Below are 1,612 nucleotides of genomic sequence, written 5' to 3' on the forward strand. Positions count from 1 at the left end.
GCCAGCGGCTGTTGCTGCTGTTGCAATCGCGGCTGCCAGTGTGGATGTGTCAGCTGTAGCGATAGTCAGGGAGTTCAAGGTTGTTGCGTTTGTGCCTGTTTTGAACACGTCTGCACCAGCAGCCTTGAAGTTAGCGACTGTATCGATAGAGGAGATCACAGAGCCAGTAGCGATCGTATCAATACCTGTTGCTGTTGTAGACAGGTTGATCGTATCAGCACCAGCACCACCAGTGATGGTTGTGTTGCCTGTACCTGTACCCAGAACGTTCAGAGTCTGACCACCTGTACCCAGAATCACGTTGTTCATCGCAGTAGTAGCAGACTTGGTGAAGTTCAAAGTCACGCCAGCACCGTTTTCGTTAGTGACTGTCCATGCCGCATTGGTACCACCAGTCACGTTCACTGTTTCTACACCGGTCACTTTGGCTGACATGTCCAGTGCCGCAGTGACAGCACCCACGTTCAGGGTATCAGCGCCCGCGCCGCCGTTAATGCCATTGGCAGCAACAGTTGCGGTGATGATGGCATCGCCAACATTGAGTGTATCTGCACCTGTACCGCCGATAACAGAAATTAAACCAGCAGCAGCCGTGAAGGTGTTAGTGCCATTAGCCAGGGTATAGTTTTCCACTGTAGCATTACCAGCAATCGTACCTGCTGTCGAGAAAGTGAAGTTATTGGTGCCAGTTGCCGTGATTGTTGTGAATGCTGCATATTGGGCGGCACTCAGAGTAATGCCAGCATTGCTGGCAACCACCAGACTTTCAAAACCTGTGATATTGGCATTGCTGATATTGGACAAACTAACCAGATTCAGAATATCGGACGTACCAGCACCCGCTGCAAATGTACCGGTATAAGTCTTGCCTTCCATCGTCAACGTATTATTACCTGCGCCCAGATTGACATTACCGGCCAGCATGGAGCTGCCGGAGTTCGCCAGGAACACGCGGTCATTGCCTGTACCGCCATTGATAGTAGTAATACCTGCTGTCGCAACGTTGAAATACACATCCGTTGAAGTATTGTCTGTTGCCAAGGTTTTGATGTTGGTGATCGTATTACCGCCACCGATAACGATACTGCCGCCACCACTGAAGGTGATCATGTCAGTATCGCCAGCATTACCATTGACAGTTGTGCCGACCAGCGTCGCTGTAGTACCGGTGAAATTGTCATTCACGTTTGCTGTGCTATTAAATACACCGCCAGCTGTCAGGGCAATCGGTGCCAGGGCAGTGCCACCGCCATTGGTCGGGCTGGTACCGATAACACCAGCAGTGACAATCGCCCCACCGGAAACCACAATCGCATTAGAAGTGGTCATGTTATTAACGCTACCGCCCGTCGCATTCGAAGCCGAAGTCACGTCATACACCAGCGTACCACCCGTGATGGAGATGTAGGACAGGTCGATATTGTTCACACCAGCCACATCGTCAACGATGGTCAGTTGATGTGGGCCTGCGCCACTGAAGGTCAGCACAGGACCAGACAGGTTCAATGCCGCACGCGCAGCAATCAGCGCCAGGTATTGGCTGGCCGTGATGACAACGGCAGAGTTGGAAACAATGTTTTCCACACCAGAGATTTGTGCACCAGCCAGGTTG

General features: G+C 51.7%; 1 protein-coding gene. It reads right to left on the minus strand.

The genetic code is table 11. From position 1 onward, the window contains the following. The coding region (locus tag LZ463_RS28830) for a beta strand repeat-containing protein (protein ID WP_489686166.1) at positions 1 to 1,612 on the minus strand (1,612 nt) is incomplete at both ends.

It is taken from the genome of Undibacterium paludis (assembly GCF_022568815.1).
Lineage (GTDB): Bacteria > Pseudomonadota > Gammaproteobacteria > Burkholderiales > Burkholderiaceae_D > Undibacterium.